Source organism: Dyadobacter luticola (assembly GCF_005860805.1).
Lineage (GTDB): Bacteria > Bacteroidota > Bacteroidia > Cytophagales > Spirosomataceae > Dyadobacter > Dyadobacter luticola.
The window spans coordinates 1,233,098-1,253,739 of the sequence record NZ_VCEJ01000004.1 but is presented as its reverse complement, the minus strand read 5'-3'; the positions used below and the strand labels follow the sequence as shown (position 1 = coordinate 1,253,739).

General features: G+C 47.3%; 14 protein-coding genes. 7 read left to right on the top strand and 7 right to left on the bottom strand.

Features of this window, described 5'->3' with window-relative positions; genetic code table 11:
- Positions 1-12 precede the first annotated feature (12 nt).
- Entirely contained in the window at positions 13-819 is an 807-nt protein-coding gene (locus FEN17_RS15925) for an FkbM family methyltransferase (RefSeq protein WP_138366953.1), read from the top strand.
- Positions 820-823: 4 nt separating this feature from the next.
- Here FEN17_RS15925 and FEN17_RS15920 read toward each other — a convergent pair whose 3' ends face one another.
- Positions 824-2,089 carry a nucleotide sugar dehydrogenase gene (locus FEN17_RS15920; protein WP_138366324.1) on the bottom strand — a complete coding sequence of 422 codons (1,266 nt, stop codon included), beginning with the start codon at positions 2,087-2,089 and terminating at the stop codon, positions 824-826.
- Between the two features lie 130 nt (positions 2,090-2,219).
- Here FEN17_RS15920 and FEN17_RS15915 point away from each other — a divergent pair, with 130 nt between their 5' ends.
- Positions 2,220-2,711, top strand: coding sequence for an ORF6N domain-containing protein (locus FEN17_RS15915; RefSeq protein WP_138366323.1), 492 nt, complete (start codon positions 2,220-2,222; stop codon positions 2,709-2,711).
- A 117-nt stretch (positions 2,712-2,828) separates the two neighbouring features.
- Here the strand turns inward: FEN17_RS15915 and FEN17_RS15910 are convergent, their stop codons facing one another.
- On the bottom strand, positions 2,829-3,737 hold the full coding sequence (locus FEN17_RS15910; RefSeq protein ID WP_138366322.1) for a class I SAM-dependent methyltransferase: 909 nt from the start codon (positions 3,735-3,737) through the stop codon (positions 2,829-2,831).
- Positions 3,738-3,868: 131 nt separating this feature from the next.
- Between FEN17_RS15910 and FEN17_RS15905 the strand changes: the two genes are divergently transcribed.
- The 4 genes from FEN17_RS15905 to FEN17_RS15890 all read left to right on the top strand — a co-directional run bounded on the left by FEN17_RS15905 (position 3,869) and on the right by FEN17_RS15890 (position 10,597).
- Complete coding sequence (locus FEN17_RS15905) at positions 3,869-5,119, top strand: glycosyltransferase family 4 protein (RefSeq protein WP_138366321.1); 1,251 nt, start codon at positions 3,869-3,871, stop codon at positions 5,117-5,119.
- Positions 5,112-5,888 (top strand): glycosyltransferase family 2 protein, encoded by a 777-nt coding sequence (locus tag FEN17_RS15900; protein ID WP_138366320.1) that lies wholly within the window; start codon positions 5,112-5,114, stop codon positions 5,886-5,888. The genes FEN17_RS15905 and FEN17_RS15900 overlap by 8 nt, the downstream gene beginning before the upstream one ends.
- A 212-nt stretch (positions 5,889-6,100) precedes the next feature.
- Entirely contained in the window at positions 6,101-9,202 is a 3,102-nt protein-coding gene (locus FEN17_RS15895; protein ID WP_138366319.1) for a SusC/RagA family TonB-linked outer membrane protein, read from the top strand.
- An 18-nt stretch (positions 9,203-9,220) separates the two neighbouring features.
- A complete protein-coding gene (locus FEN17_RS15890; protein ID WP_138366318.1) occupies positions 9,221-10,597 on the top strand; it encodes a RagB/SusD family nutrient uptake outer membrane protein in 1,377 nt (458 codons plus the stop codon).
- 103 nt (positions 10,598-10,700) lie between these two features.
- Here the strand turns inward: FEN17_RS15890 and FEN17_RS15885 are convergent, their stop codons facing one another.
- From FEN17_RS15885 to FEN17_RS15865, 5 genes are all read right to left on the bottom strand, one after another.
- Positions 10,701-12,011, bottom strand: a complete 1,311-nt coding sequence (locus FEN17_RS15885) for a DUF4302 domain-containing protein (RefSeq protein WP_138366317.1) — start codon at positions 12,009-12,011, stop codon at positions 10,701-10,703.
- Positions 12,012-12,018: 7 nt separating this feature from the next.
- On the bottom strand, positions 12,019-12,930 hold the full coding sequence (locus FEN17_RS15880) for a zinc-binding metallopeptidase (RefSeq protein ID WP_229208839.1): 912 nt from the start codon (positions 12,928-12,930) through the stop codon (positions 12,019-12,021).
- Between the two features lie 32 nt (positions 12,931-12,962).
- Positions 12,963-14,480 carry a RagB/SusD family nutrient uptake outer membrane protein gene (locus FEN17_RS15875; protein WP_229208838.1) on the bottom strand — a complete coding sequence of 506 codons (1,518 nt, stop codon included), beginning with the start codon at positions 14,478-14,480 and terminating at the stop codon, positions 12,963-12,965.
- Entirely contained in the window at positions 14,480-17,827 is a 3,348-nt protein-coding gene (locus tag FEN17_RS15870) for a SusC/RagA family TonB-linked outer membrane protein (protein WP_138366315.1), read from the bottom strand. The genes FEN17_RS15875 and FEN17_RS15870 overlap by 1 nt, the downstream gene beginning before the upstream one ends.
- A gap of 132 nt (positions 17,828-17,959) precedes the next feature.
- Complete coding sequence (locus FEN17_RS15865) at positions 17,960-18,550, bottom strand: precorrin-2 dehydrogenase/sirohydrochlorin ferrochelatase family protein (RefSeq protein WP_138366314.1); 591 nt, start codon at positions 18,548-18,550, stop codon at positions 17,960-17,962.
- Positions 18,551-18,662: 112 nt separating this feature from the next.
- Between FEN17_RS15865 and FEN17_RS15860 the strand changes: the two genes are divergently transcribed.
- Positions 18,663-20,609 (top strand): ABC-F family ATP-binding cassette domain-containing protein, encoded by a 1,947-nt coding sequence (locus FEN17_RS15860; protein ID WP_138366313.1) that lies wholly within the window; start codon positions 18,663-18,665, stop codon positions 20,607-20,609.
- Positions 20,610-20,642 lie beyond the last annotated feature (33 nt).

Below are 20,642 nucleotides of genomic sequence, written 5' to 3'. Positions count from 1 at the left end.
GAAACTGCAACTATGTACTGGCTTCGCTATTTGTTGAAAGAACCCTATCACGCACTCGGCGATGCCGCCAACAGGGAATTTATGGGCCTGCTTTTCAAGTATGGAAACAGTCCGCGGCACACGATGAAGAAAGTGCAGTTCGGGAATTTTAAGTTGCAGGTGCCGGATGTGATGTCGTTTCTGTGGCAGCACAAGGAAATTTTCGCCGACGAATTTTACTATTTCGAAGCCCCCTCCGCCGCGCCCGTCATTTTCGACTGCGGTGCCAATGTCGGGATGAGTATTTTATATTTCAAAAAACTGTTTCCTGACGCGCAGATAACCGCTTTTGAAGCCGAGCCACGCATTGCAGCCTTGCTGAAATCGAATCTTCAGGAAAACAACATTGCCGATGTGGAGATCGTGGATAAGGCAGTCTGGACGGATGAAAATGGGATCTGGTTCGGCAGTGAAGATGCGGATTCGTCTTCCATCTATTCGGTCGCAGAGAAAAAGAAAATTCCTTCGGTGCGTTTAAAGGATTATCTGCTGCGCGAAACCCACATTGATTTTTTAAAGATCGACATTGAAGGCGCTGAAAATGACGTGTTAACCGATTGCAAATATGCGCTCGGCCATGTCCAGAACCTTTTCGTGGAATTCCACTCTTATATTGGTCATATTCAGGACCTGGCCAATGTTGTTAAAATCTTTGAAGAAAGCGGTTTCAGATATTATATCGATACTAACCAGCATCGCCTGAAACCCTTCACCAACCATCGCTACCGCGGCAATGATGTGATGGATTTGCAGCTCAACATTTTCGGCTGGCGCGAATAATTTCTCAGAGCCGGGAATCTACCATTTCTTTCGGCAAGATCGATTTCAGGTCAAAAATCACTGAATTATCATTGGTAAATTTCTTGAAGTCAAGTGTTTGAAAAGCATCGTGGGCTACTGTGACGAGTACTGCCTCATACTTATCCAGCAGGTTATCCGTTAACTCAATGTTGTACTCCCGGGCTACTTGCGCGGGGTCGGCCCAGGGATCGTGGACATCCACCTGCATTCCAAAATCCTTCAACTCGCGATAAACATCCGTAACCCGCGTATTTCGGATATCCGGACAGTTTTCCTTGAATGTGATGCCCAGAATCAACACGCGGCTACCCTCAATTTTATGCCCTTTCCTGATCATGAGCTTGACCAGCTTGTTCGCCACAAAAATCCCCATCGTATCATTCACCCGCCGTCCCGAAAGGATCACCTGCGGATGATAACCCAGCGATTCGGCCTTGTAAGCGAGGTAGTAAGGATCGACGCCGATGCAATGTCCACCAACCAGTCCCGGTTTATATTTTAAAAAATTCCACTTTGTCGCTGCGGCTTCTAGTACCTCGGTGGTATCAATATCCATCCTATCAAAAATCAGCGCGAGCTCGTTGACAAAGGAAATATTGACATCCCGCTGCGCATTTTCAATCGCTTTCGAAGCCTCGGCTACTTTAATGCTGGACGCCAGGTAAGTCCCCGCGTCAATCACAGACCCATAAAGTTCATCAATGATCCGCGCCGCTTCCGGCGTAGAGCCCGACGTCACTTTTTTGATTTTGGTCAATGTATTTACTTTATCCCCTGGATTGATCCGCTCAGGGGAGTAACCGCAGAAAAAGTCGACATTGAATGTCAGTCCGCTTTCCCTGACCAGCACCGGCACGCAATCATCCTCGGTACAGCCCGGATAAACCGTCGATTCATAGATCACGAAATCACCTTTTTTCAATGCTTTCCCAATCATTGCGCTGGCATTCAGCAGCGGAACCAGGTTAGGCTTTTTATAATGATCCACGGGCGTGGGCACCGTGACTATGAAGATGTTACATTCCTGTAAATCCTGTTCACTGTCCGAAAAACGCAGGTTCGCCACATTTTCCAATATTTCCTCAGAGACCTCCCGGGTACCATCATAATTTTCCTTCAACTCACGCACCCGCACCGGATTGATGTCGAACCCAAGCACCTCATATTTTTTACTAAAAGCGACAGCGAGCGGCAGCCCCACATAGCCAAGTCCAATCACTGCAATTCTCTTTCCGGGTTCTGTTAGCATCAGGATTTACATCTATTACAAGCCCTAAAACTAGGAATATTTACCCCGACAAAAAATCTGAGAAACTTCCGTTACCAATGTGGAATGCAAGCGTACTGCATTAAAGTGGTCTCTCTTTAACAACATCGTTATGCAACTAGCAGTCATTCAGGAGAAGGTTTTAACAATTCGGGGGTTTAAGGTAATGTTAGATTTTGATCTCGCGGAATTATATGGAGTTGAGACAAAAGTCTTAAAACAATCTGTCAGACGGAATCTCGATCGCTTTCCGGATGATTTTATGTTTGAACTGACTAAGGAAGAATACCAATCTCTAAGGTCACAAATTGTGACCTTAGAGATTGGTCGTGGAAATTATAGCAAATACTTACCCTTCGCATTTACGGAGCAAGGCGTCGCCATGCTTTCCAGTGTGCTCAAAAGCAAGAAAGCGATGGAAGTAAACATTGCGATCATGCGCGCCTTTGTCATGATTCGGCAGCATTATCTTGATTCGGAAGAGCTTAAAATTCGGATCGAAAAGTTGGAAAACGAAATGCATGTCAAGTTTGAAGACATTCATCAGGCGCTAAAATATCTCCTGGATTCACCTCAATCTGACAGAAATCAGATCGGTTTTTGAGAAAGTAAAATGTCTAAGGTCACAAATTGTGACCTCAAGATTGAAGTAGAGTCGCAATGTCCGATAATGTAAATAGTAAATAGTGAATCTTGAGATCACAGTTTGTGATCTCAAGATTCAGCTCGCATACGGATTCAAAGGAAAAATATGAACCTGAAAACCCTGCGCTTTCATGGCTTCCATCACTTGCGGAGAAGGTAATTTCTTGAAAATGACAGCACACAAAACCTGCGATGGCATGAGCGAAAATTTTACCAGGAAATCATGAAAAGCCAGTTTGCGACTGATTTTGCGGAAGGCCGCAGAAGAGTTATCTGCTTTTTCCTGGCTATATGAAGGATGATAATAGTTGTTGTTGATGCCTTTGAATGCCACGGCCGGCAGTCCCATACCGTTGGCCAGCTTATCCATTTCACGCTCCGAAAGTTTGAAAACGTAGTTTCCAACTGTTTCAAAGGAGTATCTGTTTTTCCAGTATTTCTGTAAAAGTGAAGTGTCCCAGCGGTCAAAAATATTCCTTAATGCTAGCAAAAAGGGCATTTTGGAAATCGGGTCGTGGGGTTCTACGAGGATGACAGCTTCCCGCGCGACACGCAGCATTTCATAAACGCCCAGATACGGTCTTGGAAAATGATGATAGGCCTCTTTGCAAAAAATGTAATCAAAGCTTTCATCAGCGAAACTCAGCTTTTCAACATTCTCGATGGAATATTTATTCAGAAAACCCCTCGACTTTGAAAGCGGCAGAAATGTTCCTGAAATGTCGGTAGCTGTCACATCCAGGCCTTTTTTGAAGAAATGATTGGCATCGAATCCATAACCGTCACCTACTGTCAGCCAAGATTTTGGCTCGTTGACAAAAGGATCGGTCAGCGCTAGCTGGCGCTGGTGGATCCAGTGGTTGATCGTCTTGTTTGCATTGTCGTACTCCCACAATTCAATCGCCCTATCCTTCGCCTCACTGGTTGCATATTGCACTTCGTACCACTCAGAATGCGCCTCGTGGCTCCGCTTTTCGTTAGACATCGTCCCGGGATTACTTAATTTCGGATAAAGATAGTTTTAAGGAATAAAAATTATTTAACCGCATAACTATTAATTTTACCCGGTTCGCTCTTGGACTACCTCCGGCAAAAATACGTCAACAGGCAATTTACATGGTACTTCATTTAAGTACATTTCATTTGGAAGGAGGGGCCGGCGTGGCGGCAACCAGGTTACACCGGGCACTGTTAAAAGCTGGTATTGAGTCGAATATGATGGTGCACACGTCCCAGTTTCCCGAGAAAAATGTGACGCCGCTGGCTAATACTTCCTGGAAAAACCGAAAAGCCTGGGGCCGATTTGTGGCGGAAAGACTCTATTTTTTACCGCAGGAAAAAGATAAGCGCGTCCGGTTTGCATTTTCACCCGCCGCGGTCGGCGCGGATATTAGCCAGCATCCGCTGGTTTTGCAGGCCGATATCATTCACTTACACTGGGTTAACTTCGGTTTTTTGTCTCTTGCGTCGCTGGAAAAGTTGTTTTCCTTGGATAAGCCAATCGTCTGGACTTTGCATGATATGTGGACATTCACCGGCGGCTGCCACTATAATCGCGGCTGCGACCATTACGTGTCACATTGTTCTTACTGCCCGTTTCTCGCCAAACCGGACCGCTACGACATTTCATTTTCCCAATTTGAAGCAAAAAAGCGGATTTATGATTTGGCGAAAATGGCATTGATCTCGCCAAGTAACTGGCTGGACAACATTGTAAAAACCGCCGCGCTCACTAAGCAAATTCAGTCACAGAGTATCCCCAACTGCATTGATACTACCCTATTCCAGCCTTTGAAAAAAACCGAAATCCGGCAGAAAATGGACTTACCTACTGATAAAAAGCTGGTCCTTTTTGCTGGTGCCAATACGCAGGACCCCAGGAAAGGTTTTTTGTATTTCAAAGAAGCGCTGACCAGGATCGATACGCGGTTTAATGATCTGGAAGTATTGATTTTTGGAAAAGCCAATCCGCAGGTTTTTCAGGATTTCCCAGTTCCGGTACATTATCTTGGCAAAATCACGAAAACCGAAGAGATGGTCGACGCGTATAATGCTGCTGATATGATCGTCGTGCCGTCGTTGGAAGATAATTTGCCGAATACCGTCATGGAAGCAATGTCCTGCGGGACACCCGCGGTAGGTTTTGCGACGGGCGGGATTCCGGAAATGATTGATCATCAGGTAAATGGATTCGTCGCAGAAACAAAATCAATACCCGACCTGGCAGTGGGCATTCAGTGGGTCTTGGATCACAATGTAAATGGCAAACTTTCTGAAAATGCGCGAGAAAAAGTGCTTGCCTCATACGCTGAGCCGGTTGTGACGGCCCAATATCTCCAACTTTACGAATCCCTGCTGCATGGATAGGCCGCTGCTCACGATTGTAACCGTCACGTTTAATGCGGAGCGATATCTCGGGCGCACATTGCAAAGCGTGCGAAATGCGCTGAAAGTTTTGACGAAACCTTATCTCATTGAATACCTGATCATTGATGGCAAATCACGGGACGAAACCTTGAAGATTGCAGGCGGATATGAGGATGTTGTTTCAAAAATTGTTTCTGAAAAAGACAGTGGCTTGTATGATGCAATGAATAAAGGTCTCCGGCTCTCAACTGGGAAATACATCTGGTTTTTGAATGCCGGCGATGAAATGCGCGACCCAAATGTTCTTTCGAATCTCCTGCCTGCATTGGAAAAAGGCGATGACGTATATTACAGTGACGCCATGATGGTCCGGGAAGATGGCAGCGAGATCGGTTTAAGAAGTGTTGCTACCCCGCATAAACTGCCTGCAAACCTCAAATGGCAGGATTTTGCGCTGGGGATGAAAGTTTGTCACCAGGCATTTATTGTCAGAAAAGACATTGCGCCGCTGTATGATGATACCAATCTGAGCGCCGACATTGGCTGGGAAATCGATTGCCTAAAAGTTGCCACCAGAACAACATTTCTGCCTTTTGTTTTATGCAATTATCTGACCGGCGGACTGTCGGTCCAGAATCACCGCCGCTCCCTCATCGACCGGTTTGCTGTTCTGCGCAAACATTTCGGTCTTCCGGCTACCGTTATTAATCACATTCTCATCACATTGCGCGGATTTTTATTTCGATTTCAGAAAGGGAAGTATTGGTAAAAAAATCCAATTTCTTAACTTAGCGCAATCCCCCTCCAACTTCTCTAAAAAGTAGCAACCGCGGTTCCAGCGCGGGAAAGTGAATTTATTTCAAAAAATAGTAACAAAATCTTAGCATAGGTATATTGAAATAAGTCGCAACATAATTTGGTTGACTTTGCATTAAGCCTATCTTTGTTTTAGAAAACTTCGTATTAACAAAACTAACGTTCATGAACAAATCTTTGCTTTTTGCATTCTTGATGTGCGTGGTTACATGGCTTCCTGCCGCCGCACAGGACATGAGAATCACTGGAAAAGTAACGACTGACGATGATTCCGGCCTGCCGGGCGCATCGATCCAGTTGAAAGGGTCCACGACCGGGACCCAAACTGACGCAGAGGGTAATTACGCCATCAACGTCCCTTCATCAACATCCGTACTTGTTTTCAGTTTCGTGGGAATGGTGGCGCAGGAGATTACCGTGGGAAGTCAGAGCGAGGTGAATGTCAAGCTAATAAGCGATTCGCGCAGCCTCAATGAAATCGTTGTGACGGGTTACGGCTCGCAGATCAAGCGTGATTTGACGGGTAACATTGCCCAGGTAAAGGGTTCCGAAATTCAGAACATGCCCGTCGCGAGTGTCGATGCGGCTTTGCAGGGACGTGCTGCGGGCGTATATGTCAATAGCGGTTCAGGAAAATTGGGACAGGCGATCAATGTCCGTATCCGCGGAAACTCGTCGATCAGCGCAAGCAGCCAGCCACTGTATGTGGTTGACGGTATGCCGATTACCACTACCGACCTGAGTAACAATGGTGGCGCAACCAACCCGCTGGCAGATATCAACTCCAATGACATTGAGTCTATCGAAATCCTGAAAGATGCGTCGGCTGGTGCAATTTATGGTTCGCGTGCAGCAAATGGTGTGGTGCTGATCACGACCAAACGTGGTAAGGCCGGAAAAACCAATGTGAGCGTGAACTACCAGATTGGCTCCTCGGAAGCTACACGCAGAGTGGACTTTTTGAATGCGGATCAATACGTGAAATTCTACACCATGGCCGCTGGTAACCGCGACAAAATCGATGGTGTCGATCCTTCTGATCCCGATTCTTACACCCAATATATGTTGGGCGCTGGCGGATTTCTGGACTATTACAGCTTAGGTACCTATAACACGCCCAATCAGAAGGAATATCTGTGGCAGGATCAGGCTTTCAAAAAAGGCCCGATGCAGCAGCTGGATTTTCAGTTGAATGGTGGAAATGAAAAGACCAAATTCTTTTTGTCAGGTCAATATATGGATCAGACCGGAACCGTGATCGGCAACAAACTGAACCGCGTTTCGGCACGTATGAACCTGGACCACCAGGCTTCAAAATGGTTGCAGATCGGCTTGTCGATGGGCCTGGCGCGGACGATCAACCATCGTTTGCCGGGTGATAATGCATTTTCCAATCCTGTGCAAATGGCTGCTTTGACGCCACTTACGCCATTTACAGATCCTGCAACTGGCTTGCCGACCGGAACACCCCCGGGTGACGTGAATGTTCCGCTGTATTTCAACCCGATGATTTCGATCAACTACGCGAGCTTCACAGCAACTTCATTCCGCAACCTGACCAATGCATTCGCGCAGATCAGCTTTACGCCGGAATTGAAATTCAGAAGTGAGCTGGGTATCGACCTTTTAAATCAAAACGAGGAAGGTTACTACCAAAGCCAGAACGTACGGAACGTGAGCACAGCGAGCAGTGGTTTGGGTAACAACTACGGCACATTCGTAACGAATTATAACACCAACAACTTTTTCTCATACGACAAGGCATTCGGTGCACATACATTCAATGGTACATTGGGGATGTCTTACCAGCAATCGCAAAGCAAATTCAGCTTTGTGGAAGGAACTCAGTTCCCGTCTGACTCTTACAAGAAAATCGCGAGTGCGGCTACGAAATCGGGTGGTAGTTCCAGTGAAACCAACTATCGGTTCCTCTCCTACTTCCTGCGTTTGAACTACAAGTTTGCAGACAAATACCTGATCTCTGCCAGTGCACGTATCGACGGATCGTCGCGTTTCGGAGCTAATTCGCGCTACGGTACCTTCTCGTCTGTTTCGGCAGGATGGGTTTTGACAGAGGAAAATTTCCTTAAAAACAACCCGACATTGAGCTTCCTGAAACTGCGCGGCAGCATTGGTTCTACTGGTAACTCGGAGATCGGTGACTTCCCGCAGCTGGGATTGTTCTCGGGTGATGCAGGTTATGCAGGTCAGGCGGGTCAGCGTCCTTCGCAGCTGGGTAACCCTAATTTGAAATGGGAAACAACAAGACAAACTGACTTTGGGGTTGATTTTGGTTTGTTCAACAACCGTATAAATGGTGAGATCGACTATTACGTAAAGAAAACGAAAGGTCTGCTGCTGGAAGTAAACGTTCCGAACACGACCGGATTTTCGTCCCAGTTCGCGAATGTTGGTAAGCTCCAAAACAAAGGCTGGGAGTTTGTGGTAAATACGCAAAACCTGGTTGGAACATTTAAATGGAACACCTCTTTCAACATTGCGACCAACAAAAACAAGGTGATCGACATTCAGGGACAGATCATCGAGGGTGGTATCCGCAGCATGAGCCGCGTGATGGAAGGCCAGCCCGTAGGTGTTTTTTACACAGTTGAATACGCAGGTGTTGATCCCGCAAATGGTGATGCATTGTTTTACAAAAACACAAAGGGTACCGATGGCGCACTGGACCGCAGCACGGTTACAAACAGTGGTTATAACAGCGCACAAAGAGTGGTGGCAGGTAATCCAAACCCAAAATTCGTGGGTGGTATCACCAATACATTCTCTTTCAAAGGCATCGACCTGAGCGTGTTTTTCAATGGCGTGAGCGGCAACAAGATCAACTTTTACGGTGTGGGCCAGTACTCTTCCGCCAACGGAATTTACGAGGATAACCAAACCGCCGACCAGCTGAATGCCTGGACGCCGGAGAATCCCAACACCGATGTTCCTGAGGCACGTTTTTACCGAGGAAACGGTAACCAGGCATCTACCCGCTACATCCTGGACGGTTCCTACCTCCGTTTGCGCACCATGACGCTGGGTTACACATTGCCTTCAAGCCTGCTAAAAAAGATCCGCATGGACCGCGTCAGGATCTACGCTTCTGCTTTGAACCTGGCAACATTTACCAATTACAAAGGCTGGGACCCCGAGGTGAGTACGGATGATATGAGTGCGAAAGATTTGAAATTTGCTTTGGGAAATGACTTTTACACTGCCCCTCAGCCACGCACTTTGCTTGTTGGTATCAATATCGGTTTCTAAGCCAATTTATTACAAACTATGAAAAAGAACCTGTCTATATATGCTCTGGCGCTCGCTGCCGGACTATTTCTAATGAGTGGTTGTGACAGCAAACTTGACGTTGCCCCAACCCAGAGTATCGACGAAAACGCGGCTTTAAGTACTTCCCGCGACGTAGAAGTAACATTGATCGGATGTTACGACGGCTTGCAGGATGCCGATGTGTACGGCGGTGGCTTCCAGTACACTTCCGAGTTGCTGGGCAACAGCGACGAGCTCGGCTTTGGCGGTACTTTCCAGAATTTGCTGGAAATGTATAACAAGCAAATGACGACCGCCAATGTGGGTGCGGCAAACAGTTGGGCCGGCGCCTATGTGGCGATCAACCGCTGCAACAATGTGCTCTCGGCGCTGGATATCGTGGACGAGGATAAAAAGGAACGCATTGAAGGAGAGGCAAGATTTATCCGCGGCTCCTTGTATTTCGACCTCGTACGCCTGTATGCAAGAACCTGGGGCGATGGCGACAATGCGGCCAATCCGGGTGTACCTATTGTACTGAAACCTACCCGCAGCGTAACCGACGAAGACGATGTACCGCGTAATTCCGTAGCAGAAGTATATGCTCAGGCGATCGAGGACCTTACTGCTGCCAAAACTTTGCTACCCGAAGAAAACAGCATTTACGCAACAAAATATGCGGCCATGGCGCAGCTATCGCGGGTTTATCTGATGCAATCCAACTTTGCCGCCGCGCGTGACGAAGCTAACAGCGTTATTCAATCAGGCGCATTCAGCCTGAACCCGACGTTTGAATCCTTGTTCTTCACATTCCTGGACAATGCCGGCGCGAATCCTGAGGAGTACATTTTCTCGATGATCGTAACCCAGCAGGACGGTGTGAACGATATGAACACGTACTTCGGCACCACCATCAGCTCGATTGTGGGAACTGCGGGCCGTGGTGATATCAGGGTTTTGCCAAAACACCGTGCATTATATGAAGCCGGGGACGCGAGAGGGGCATTTTTTGTAACGCCTACCAACAATACCTTCACGCAGAAATACTTGGATCAGTTTAGTAACGTGCTTCAATTCAGGTTAGCTGAAATGTACCTGACCCGTGCCGAAACAAATTTCCGACTAGGTACCAATGTGGGTGCGACACCACTGGCGGACATTAATGCGATCAGAACCAGGGCTAAATTGAAAGCGGCAACTTCGGTAACGCTCGCTTCTATCCTCAAAGAGCGCCACCTCGAACTTGCTTTCGAAGGCCACATGCTCCACGATCTGAGACGTAACAAGATGAACATCGGCGCGCTGCCTTATAACTCACCAAGGCTGATCCTGCCAATTCCGCAGAGAGAGACGGACGTGAACAAAGCTTTGGTACAAAATGAAGGTTATAACTAAGGGAACCGGCATTTAAGTATTGTTTCAAAATAGAAGAAGCACTTCCGTTATGGAAGTGCTTCTTTCTTTTAAGGCTATATTTTAATTATTTAAAAGCTAATTCTTACTGCCAGCTGATCCACGCCTTGGCATCTTTGGCGCTTACCATATCATACGTTTCGTCTGAGGTTTGGATTAAATAAAAGCCGCTGGTATCATAAAGCAGCTTGGCAGAATTTGCGGCAGCGCCGGTTGTAGGCGCGGGCCCGAGTGTTCCATATTCGGAAAACACGACGCGGCCATCGGACAAAAATGAAGGAACAGCGGGTGCATAACCATATTTCAATAAAAGCTGATTAGCAGATGCCGAATAGAAAACGGGCGCAAACACATCATATTTGGCATTATAACCTGGTTGATACACAAAGAAAACATATTCATCGGCGTCGGATTTGAGGTCCTTTACACCGTAGGCGTCATCGACACCATTGATATGAAATGCATCCAATGTGCGCCACTCACCGCCTGAATCGATCGGCTTTTGCCACCATCTTTTGGAAGCGGTCACATCCACTATCAGTGGCTTGGTAGCCGTGGTAACCGTACCGGTAGCACCACCGCCTGAAAAACTCAGCTGCACCGAATTCGCATTCCAGTTAACATTACTGAAACCTGTGATCGTCTGCGAACCATTCACCAGGGGCGTAACAAATGTGAGCCCGTCTGCGCCGAAATAATATCCCGTAGTAAATGTTTTGGCAGTGGTCCCGGAGAGATAGCTCAGCTTGATTGTCCTGGCATTTTGGCTTAACGTAATTTCGTAGGTAGTGGCTCCAAGTGTGACGCGCTTGAAATAAGTCTGGTATTTGGTAATGTTGTTGAACAACAGACTTTTAGCAACATTTCCGCTGGTGTAGGCCGTAGCTTGCGCCGAAGTTGCCCTGGTAAGTACCAGCCTGCTTTGATTTTTCCTGCCAACCAACGCAATGCGGTCAGCTTTTACAGAATCAGGATAAATGCTGAATTCAAAATCTGATCTCAAACCTTCGCCCAGATTACCACCATTGACGTCGCTGTCGGGATCGGACAAGACGTGGAGATAGGAATAGGTATCAAAAATCAATGCGGGCGTCTGTACGGCTTTCAGGCGGTAGCTGCTTTCCTTGGAGGTGCCAGCCGATGCGTCCGCGAAATCGGAGTACATGACGACCCGGTTCTGGTCATTGAATTTGAAATAAAACCCATAACTGCCGCCGCCTGCGGGATAAATTACTGCATTCCAGCCGTCGGTCGCTTCCACGAGTTGCTTTTCGTAAGAAGCCAGGGCTGCATTGAGTCGGGCGTCAGCGCTCTCTTCAAAAACAGTGTCATCGCTATTTTCGCAGGAGAAAAAAGCACCGGTCAAAAGCAGCAGGTATAATATCGAATTCTTCATGTAAGTCTTAAAAAAGTTTGTTCATAGACCCTCTAACCCTTTTTTGCAGGCTGTAAAAGTCTATTTTCCAGGTGTTTTTATAATAAGCCACAACAATCGCCTCTTTCTGCCGCAGCGAAGCCTGCGCCTGCGCTTTCGTTACGCCGCGTGGACTGGTGCCTTCCGGGATCGAGTTGACGATTTTATCAAAACCAACTTTACCTTCCGTCAGCATCATTGCGATCATTTCCACAAAATCTTCATCGAAATTGAAAGAGCTATATGCTGTCACAAAACCATCCCGCCGCGCATCCGCATCCGACCAGTTGATCCAGTTTCCTCCCTGATATAAAGATTTCGTAATGTTCTTGAATTCAACAGGATATAATACAGTTTGATGCAGAATGTGGCCAAACTCGTGGTGGATGGTATGCAGAAACCAGTCTTTCACAAAAGAAGAATCCCTCGCCGGATTGTACCCGGCCATACCTTTGATTTTGAACAAATTAACCCCATACAAAATCACTTTACGGCCGCCTTCTGCCGTACCCAATGTTACCGAGCCTTCTGCATTGTATTCATTACTTCCCGAAAGAATGAAAAATTTGGGCGAATACTTATTATAGAAAACCTGCCCGGCTTCCTGCACATACGGCAATGTCCACGCTTTCTTGATCGTACTCAGCAGCGGGATCACCTGCGCTTCATCTGGTGGGACAAGCGTTTTGGTAATGTTGGCAAACTCAAACTGGTCCCATTTATACTTCGCCGAAATGTTGTAAGGCGTCGTCAGGCTGTCCAGTATCCATTTATCGACCGGTCCCTGCGCCCAGGAATCACCGCCGAGTCCGGGAATGTCCTCCACGTCCCCGATCTTTTCCTCTTTGCAGGAACTCAATGTCGTGCCCAGGCAAAGCAGCGCGAGTATTAGTTTATACATTGGTTTAAAAATCATGTTCATCTCTTTGCTGGTTACCTGCTATTTTGTTCAATACCCGAAATAGTCGCCGATTGTGGAATTTGCAGCACCCGGCGCGGATCGTCGGCCGGGACAGTGATGGTCTGCCCGCCGAATGTCACATGCTGAACCTGCAACCCGTACCGCTGAATGTCAAACCAGCGCATGCCTTCCTGTACAAACTCAACTCTTTTGAAAGCCAGAATCGTATTGATAAGCCCTGTTCTCACTACCGACGTTCCAAAATATCTCGCAATGCTGGTTGTAGTCACTACATCCGTGGCGGCATTATAGTTGCCAACTCTTTTGCTGACATATGTATTCAGGTCGGCTAGTGCTGCTGCGGTGTTATTCTGGTAAGCGTAAGCCTCAGCGCGGTTGAACAAAACTTCCTCTACCGTGAAAACCGGCAACATGACATACGGAAAACCGATCTCTGCATTCACGGATTCTCTCACAAAATATTCGTTCAGTTTCGGGATCAGGTAATTGTTATCGCCCTGCGAATACAGCGGAAACGTCCAGCTCGCCGATCCGCCGATGATCCCTTCCCCCGCCGAAATTTCCTGCCACTTTGCGAAATTCATGCCATATCGGTACGTGGCCACATAGCGCCCATAGTTGGACGATGTTTCCACCAGCATCAGGTTCGCGTTTTCGGTCGCGCGGGAATAGGTGTTGAACAACTCCTGCGGCGACAAGCTTTCATAAGTTGTGTTCCAGGGGCGGAGGTTTGCGGCGAGACTGCCGCCAGGAAATACCTGGTTGGCATATTCAATCACTTTTGCATAATCTTTTTTAACAAGATAAAACCTTGCGGCGAAGGCATTCGCAGCCGCCCGGTTGAAGTGGTATTTTGGTACGGTGTAGCTGCCGTCACTGATCAGCGGCAAGCCTTCCAGCAAATCCTTTTCAACTTGTGCATAAACCGATGCGACTGTCCCGCGATCGTATTTTTTAATAACAACTTTTTCAGGCTCAGTAACATACGGGATACCCGGCGAAGAATTGTCTTTTTGCGGATCGTAAAATTTACTGAAATAATTGACCAGCATAAAGTGTGCATAAGCCCTCGCCAGCAGCGCCTCCCCTTTTTGCGGATTATACTGATCTGGGTTCGAAACCTTGCTGATAATGTCGAGCGCCTCATTTGCTACCGACACTGCGCGGTAACATTCGGCCCAGTAAGAATCCGGCGAATCCTGCTGATCCACAGTTGCTTCCACGGCTTCAAACAAAAATGAACCGCGGTTTGTCCTGTCGTCCGTACCCGTACCTTTATCGGCAACATTGTCGCTCATCGCTTCCGAAAACGTGACGTAACTCGCCTGCGGATATGCAGTAGTGAGCAGCTGCGATACCTGTTTGGGTGTCGTGATGGTGGCTCTCGTGCTGTCCGGCTCGGTCGAAAGGAAATCTTCGCAACCCGCCAAAGTCAGCACGGGAATGATCAGAAGTATCCTTTTGAAAATATTTGCCTTCATATTAAAACCCATAGTAAAATCTTTTCCTGAAATCATCCGGCCCCTCATTATAATGTCAGTTTAAGTGCTACTGTAAACTGTTTTTGTATCGGCTGCGCTACCCCGCCCGAGTTGAAAAATTCAGGATCCTGCCCCTTCAACTTGGCATCCGCATAAATCAGCCAGGGATTGATGGACGAAAGCTGGATACTCGCGCCTTTGAAACCATATTTGGAAGCCAAAACAAGTGGCACTTTATAAGCCAGCGAAACTGACTTCAATCTGATAAAATCACCTTTGGCGACGCGCTCAGTAGAATAATTGTAAATGTTGTAAGGATAAGTACCGGCCAGATATTGCTGTTCCAGCTTGTCCGCAATGGAAGGCACCGCTGTCGAATTTTCATCGCCAGACATGACCCAGCGATCCAGAAATTCCCTCGGCATCGCGTCCAGATCACTGAATGTTCCTTTGTATAAAGGATTGAGGCGGATCTTATTTCCTGCCTGGTAAGTAAAGAAGATGTTCAGGGACAGGTCTTTATAGGTCAATGTATTGTTGAAACCGCCGGTGAGTGGTGGGTCAACCGGCCCTTCGTATTTCAGGTAGCTTACATTCTGGTCCTGCAAATACACATCGGAACTTACTTCACCATTTTCATTCAAGAATATCGGCACCCCCGTTTTTGGGTTCAAAGAGCGGTAATCAATGGAAAATAAGCTTCTCACGGGCTTGCCTTTCACATTAGCGCCTTCTGCTTTTACCAGATCAAAAATCCCGGGGTTGTTGTCCACATTCGTGATCCTCGTCCGGCCGTAACCGACTGTAATCCTCGATCTGAAATCCCAGTCACGGTATTTATAAAGTACCCCATCCACTGAGAAATCGACCCCATAAGATTGCATATCCGCGTAATTGGCCACTTTGTAAATCTGCCCACCGATACCCGAAGTTTTAATCTGATCGATCAGATCAAAACTGTTACGAATGTAGCCGTCCACCGTCAGGTTGATACGGTTGGCGAAAAGCCCCAGATCCAGACCGACATTTCCGCTGTACAATTTCTCCCAGGTAAGCTCCGTGTTTTCAAGCGACGCAAGCTGGATTGCCGATTCTTTTTCGTCGGTATAAGGCCGGCGGGTGATAATGCTTTGGAACAAAACAGCCGTATTTGTGGCCGGGCCTGTATCTGCCGAAAGTCCATAACTGGCGCGGAGACGACCCATACTCAGCCATTTGAAACCCTTCATAAAATTCTCCTGGTCGAAATTCCAGGACCCTGCTATGGTATACGTCGGCAGCCAGCGGGCCAGCGCCGATTTACCAAACCCATTGGAACCATCGTAGCGGAAGTAGCCTGTGAAGTTGTATTTATCATCCAAAGTATACCCGGCGCTTCCATAAAATGCCGCGAAACGTTCGTAATCCATCCGCATGCCGTAGTATTGGAAGTTGCTCTCGATGGTTTGTTTCAAAATCCGGTAGTCCACAAACGGGGTACCGCCCTGGCCATACTGAAAGCCGTAGCCGGTATTGTTGGAATTCTGGCGATTGGTGTATTTGATTTCCTGACCTACCAAAAGATCCACCTGGTGGCGTTCTGCAATTTTTTTGTTGAAGCGCAGGTTGTTCCGGATGTTGTAAAAAAGCATCTGGTCCTCGTTCCGGTTGTAAAAACCGCCGCTCGGCAGTACCACCACCGGGTAGGCATTGGGTACATCGGGATCGGTATATAAGTATTTGTTAGCCAATGCAATCGTCGAATTATCAGCCGCACGGTAAGCATTGGCCATGTTACTGTTTTCGTTAATCTGATGCTCGCGGCCGGTTTGAATGTAGCGCAGCGCACCGATGAAGTCGTAGCTGATGTGGTCGGTGATTTTATAGGAAAGGTTTCCCTGCAACTTAATGTCGGCCAGCGTCAGGTTTATCTTGTTGTTAGCGAGCTCGTTGACAATGTTAAACGGCGCAAAATTCCGTCTGAAATATTCCAGGTTGCCGTTTTCATCATAAGCCGTCAAAGTCCGGCTGGTGTTAAGGGCGTAGCTGAAAGGGTTAATGTCAAAATCGCGGTCGTACTTACCTTCTACGGGGTTGCTTCTGCGGCTCAGTGAACCCGGCGCCTGCTGCCTGCGTACCGAAGCCAATGTTGAAATTCCAATGTTGACCCTATCAGAAACCTGGTAAGTATTTTTAAAATTGAATGTATACCGCTTTACTTTATCAGCAATCGTCCAGCCATTATCATTTAGATAACTTACTGACGCATAAGAATTTGACTTATCAGTTCCGAAAGAAACACTGAGTGAATGTTCCTGAATGAAGTTTTGCTTGAAAAGAACGTCAAACCAGTCGGTATTGGCCCTGGCGTAGCGCATCAGGTAATCTTTCTTGGCTTGTTGCGTGTTTTCCAGCAGGAAATTTCCTTCGGCATCACCGTTCAGCGAGTTGTAATATTTCCCGTAAACACCGTAATCGGGCTGTGAAAGAATGCTGGAAGTGAGGTATCCCTTGCGCTCCAATTCGCCCAGCACGGACATTTGCTGCGCGGAATTCATGATGTTAAAATTCCGGTAAGAAGGGGTAAGCTGCGTGCTGAAATTTCCGGAGTAAGCGATGGTCGGTTTGCCGCTTTTACCTTTCTTGGTCGTGATCACAATCACACCATTCATTGCACGGGCTCCGTATAATGCTGCCGCAGCGGCATCTTTCAGAATGTCAAATGTCTCAATATCATTGGGGTTAAGCCCCGCTACCGCCGAACCTAGCAATGTTGTCGGGTCGCCGCTGGAAAGCTGGTCATTGGAAATGTTCACGATATCTTCCTGAACAACCCCGTCAATTACCCAGAGCGGCTTGTTATCCCCATTTAAAGAAGTCGCGCCGCGTATCCTGATTTTCGGCGCCGCCCCGAATGTTCCCGAAACATTTTGGATAGAAACCCCGGCAGCCCGGCCTTCCAACATGCGGCTTACGTCCGGCAAGCCGTCGATTTTGACGTCATCAACCTTTAATGTTACTGCGGAGCCGGTAAATTTATCTTTGTCAATCTGCTGAAAACCAGTCACAACCACGTCTTGCAAACCGACTGCATCCTCAGATAACTCGATCGTCATGACCCGAGCAGCTTTCACTTCTTTGGGTAAAAAACCGATCATCGTTACGACCAAAGTAGCTGCGTCGCTCACACCCTGAAGAACAAATTCGCCTCTTTCGTTGGTGACAGTACCTTTTTGTGAACCTTTTATGCGAACGGTCGAGCCGATGAGTGTTTCGCCAGAACTGCTTTTGACAGTACCCTTAATGTCAATATCTGCAGCAAATGTTGCGGGGAGAAATGGTATTGATAAGAGAAGGATAGCAAGAAGCAATGCAAAGTGCCGACTCTGGCCACTGATCCGGTAGAAAAGATTCATATATCTGGGTATAGGTCTAAATCAAAGTGAACGGGTTTCCGCGGACGCGGCATTTAGATTTTAACTGATTCAATAATACGCATTATCGAGGTAAAAAACGAAAACATTTTAACCGCAAGTATGCTTAACTGTCTATTTTTCAAGTCCAGGTTTTTTCTCAGTCAGCACGGAAGTAATGCGGTTAAGCTCGTCGACTTTATAGGCAAAATCGCCCTGCAGCATATCCCTGACGGCTTTGAGTTGTTCCATCGCAGTTTCCAGGTTGTCGGGCAGCGCCTCGCCCAGCACTTCCTTCAATCGCTTGGCGAATGTCGGCGACATTCCGTTGGTTGAAATCGCCACTTTGAGATTACCTTTCCGGACGACCGACGAAAGATAGAAATCGCAGATATCAGGGGTATCCGCAACATTGGCAAGTAGGTGTTTTTCACGGGCCACTTGCGCAATCCGCTTATTTTCTTCCTTATCATTTGTCGCTACCAGCACCAGATCTTTTCCTGCCAGATCCACATCCTGAAATTTCCGCTCAATTAGATTAATTCGGGAATTCGATGCTGCGAGTTCCCGGATTTCCGGCCTGATTTCGGGCGAAACCAGTGTCACATTTGCCAGCGGAGAATTTTGCAGTACCGCCGTAATTTTTTCCAAACCCACATAACCTCCGCCAACGATTAAAGTTTGAAGGTTTTGCAGTTTAATAAAGATGGGAAAGAGGTCGTTCATATCTCAAATTTACATCAAATCCGGCAACATCGCGGCGGTATAAGGATTGGTTTATCACTATTCCAACAATTGCACTTTTACTATCTGCATCTTTACCCGTACCTTTGCAGCTATGATCGCGATTACGAACCTCAGCTATTATTTAGGCGACCGCGCGCTTTACGACGGCGCCTCGCTACATATAAAACCCAAACAGAAAATTGGCCTGATCGGTCTGAACGGAACTGGAAAATCGACATTGCTCCGGATGATCAATGGGGAATTCCAGCCGGACGGCGGTAACATTTCCAAGGCCGGGGATTGCACGATAGGATTTCTGAACCAGGACCTCCTCTCCTACCAAAGTGACGATTCGATCCTTTCGGTAGCAATGCAGGCTTTTGAAAGACAGAACATTCTCCAGACGCAGATCGACAAGATCCTGCATGACATGGAGCATAATTATACCGATGCGCTAGTGGATAAGCTGGCGAAGGTGCAGGATGAATTCGAGGCGCTGGACGGATATTCGGTGCAATCCAAAGCAGAGGCGATCCTAGAAGGTCTGGGTTTCTCGACAACCGATTTGCACCAGCCGCTCAGGTTGTTTTCCGGGGGCTGGAGAATGCGGGTAATGTTGGCGAAGCTGCTTCTGCAAAAACCTTCGCTCCTGATGCTCGATGAGCCTACTAACCACCTTGACTTACCTTCTATTCAGTGGGTTGAAAAGTATGTGCAGACTTACGAGGGTGCGGTGATTGTGGTTTCTCACGACAGGCAATTCCTTGATAATACAATAGATACGACGGTAGAAGTGTCGGGTGGAAAGCTGAATTACTATGCTGGAAACTATTCTTACTATCTGGAAGAAAAAGAGGAGCGCAACGAAATTCAGCGTGGCGCCTATGAAAACCAGCAGGCAAAAATTCGCCAGACAGAGCGTTTTATCGAACGTTTTAAAGCAAAAGCAACCAAATCACGCCAGGTTCAAAGCCGTGTAAAAGCGCTGGATAGGATGGACGTGGTGGATCAGGTGGTGGACGAAAATGCAAAAGTTCACTTTCGTTTTCAGTTTACGACGCAGCCTGGCAGGCATGTTTTTCAGCTGGAAGATGCTTCCAAGTCTTACGGCGAAAAGGTCATTTTGGATGGCACGAATATCAGTATGGAGCGCGGCGACAAGATTGCGCTCATCGGGGCGAATGGTCGCGGAAAGTCAACCGTTTTGCGTGTTGTTGCTGGTACTGAGGAGATTGAAGGAAAAAGAAGACTAGGCCACAATGTTTCATTTACATTCTACGCCCAGCACCAGCTTGAATCGCTGAACATTCAGCACAACCTGATCGAGGAGCTGAAATATGCCAACCCGACCAAAACCGAGACGGAATTACGGACTGTTTTGGGATGCTTCCTTTTTACAGGTGACGATGTTTTTAAGAAGATCAAGGTACTTTCAGGAGGGGAAAAATCACGGGTCGCGCTGGCGAAGGTATTGCTTTCGCAAGCCAACTTCCTGCTGCTCGATGAGCCTACCAACCACCTTGACATGCAGTCGGTTAACATTCTGATCCAGGCATTGCAGCAGTACGAGGGCAGCTACATTGTAGTATCTCACGATCGTTATTTTGTGGAGAACATTGCGAACAAGATCTGGTACATCGAGGATCATGAGATCAAGGAATATCCGGGTACTTATGAAGAATATGAGACTTGGGTCGAGGAGCGTGGGTTGCAGTCTGCTGTAAGTGAAAAAGTTACGGTAAGCAGCGCACCACCTCAAAAAAATAGCCAGCATCCTGCTAATGCGCCAAAAAGTAATGGCAAAGCGCCTTCCAACGAGGATGCCCAGAAAATAAAAAAGGTGCAGAAGCAGATTGAGGAACTGGAATCGACGATCAATAACCTGGAAATCCGGAAGACGGAGACGGAAACAAAGTTATCCGATCCGAAGATTTACAATGATCCGACGATGCTCACGGAAGTCAAGCGTTTCTATAATGATATCAAACAAAAGCTGGAACAGAGTACAGAAGATTGGGAAAATCTGATGCTCGAAGTGGAAGAGCTGGCGGGGAAATAAGCTGTAAACGAAGAAGAGGAAATCGGGTGATTT

Bases quoted from the DNA above. Each gene is read 5' to 3' on its own strand.
- FEN17_RS15925 (WP_138366953.1), top strand. From the start codon at position 13: ATGTACTGGCTTCGCTATTTGTTGAAAGAACCCTATCACGCACTCGGC.
- FEN17_RS15920 (WP_138366324.1), bottom strand. From the start codon at position 2,089: ATGCTAACAGAACCCGGAAAGAGAATTGCAGTGATTGGACTTGGCTAT.
- FEN17_RS15915 (WP_138366323.1), top strand. From the start codon at position 2,220: ATGCAACTAGCAGTCATTCAGGAGAAGGTTTTAACAATTCGGGGGTTT.
- FEN17_RS15910 (WP_138366322.1), bottom strand. From the start codon at position 3,737: ATGTCTAACGAAAAGCGGAGCCACGAGGCGCATTCTGAGTGGTACGAA.
- FEN17_RS15905 (WP_138366321.1), top strand. From the start codon at position 3,869: ATGGTACTTCATTTAAGTACATTTCATTTGGAAGGAGGGGCCGGCGTG.
- FEN17_RS15900 (WP_138366320.1), top strand. From the start codon at position 5,112: ATGGATAGGCCGCTGCTCACGATTGTAACCGTCACGTTTAATGCGGAG.
- FEN17_RS15895 (WP_138366319.1), top strand. From the start codon at position 6,101: ATGAACAAATCTTTGCTTTTTGCATTCTTGATGTGCGTGGTTACATGG.
- FEN17_RS15890 (WP_138366318.1), top strand. From the start codon at position 9,221: ATGAAAAAGAACCTGTCTATATATGCTCTGGCGCTCGCTGCCGGACTA.
- FEN17_RS15885 (WP_138366317.1), bottom strand. From the start codon at position 12,011: ATGAAGAATTCGATATTATACCTGCTGCTTTTGACCGGTGCTTTTTTC.
- FEN17_RS15880 (WP_229208839.1), bottom strand. From the start codon at position 12,930: ATGTATAAACTAATACTCGCGCTGCTTTGCCTGGGCACGACATTGAGT.
- FEN17_RS15875 (WP_229208838.1), bottom strand. From the start codon at position 14,480: ATGAGGGGCCGGATGATTTCAGGAAAAGATTTTACTATGGGTTTTAAT.
- FEN17_RS15870 (WP_138366315.1), bottom strand. From the start codon at position 17,827: ATGAATCTTTTCTACCGGATCAGTGGCCAGAGTCGGCACTTTGCATTG.
- FEN17_RS15865 (WP_138366314.1), bottom strand. From the start codon at position 18,550: ATGAACGACCTCTTTCCCATCTTTATTAAACTGCAAAACCTTCAAACT.
- FEN17_RS15860 (WP_138366313.1), top strand. From the start codon at position 18,663: ATGATCGCGATTACGAACCTCAGCTATTATTTAGGCGACCGCGCGCTT.